The organism is Falsihalocynthiibacter sp. S25ZX9, assembly GCF_041205405.1.
Classification (GTDB): domain Bacteria; phylum Pseudomonadota; class Alphaproteobacteria; order Rhodobacterales; family Rhodobacteraceae; genus Falsihalocynthiibacter; species Falsihalocynthiibacter arcticus.
The window spans coordinates 1-338 of the sequence record NZ_JBGFCD010000129.1 but is presented as its reverse complement, the minus strand read 5'-3'; the positions used below and the strand labels follow the sequence as shown (position 1 = coordinate 338).

At 54.4% G+C, this 338-nt stretch carries 1 pseudogene; it reads left to right on the top strand.

Features of this window, described 5'->3' with window-relative positions:
- Positions 1–21: 21 nt before the first annotated feature.
- Positions 22–338: pseudogene (locus AB9F29_RS21585) on the top strand (2-dehydro-3-deoxy-6-phosphogalactonate aldolase); the annotation flags it as partial.

The following is a 338-nucleotide window of genomic DNA, read 5'->3' as shown; positions in this document are numbered from 1 at the left end:
ATCGACCGCATTGAAGTACCGATGAACTCGCCGGATGCGTTGGTGAGTATTGCATCAATGGTCAAAACCTATGGCGACCGCGCGTTAATTGGCGCAGGGACCGTATTGACCACCGAGGTCGTTCGCGCGGTGGCAGACCTGGGTGGCAAGCTTATTGTCTCACCGAATGCAAATGTTGAGGTGATCAAAGAAACCAAACGTCTGGGCCTCCAGAGTTTTCCAGGCGTACTAACCCCAACCGAATGTTTTTCCGCCATCCACGCCGGTGCCGACGGCATTAAAATTTTCCCATCCTTTCTCCTCGGCGTCGAGGGCCTCAAGGCAATCTGTGCCGTCCT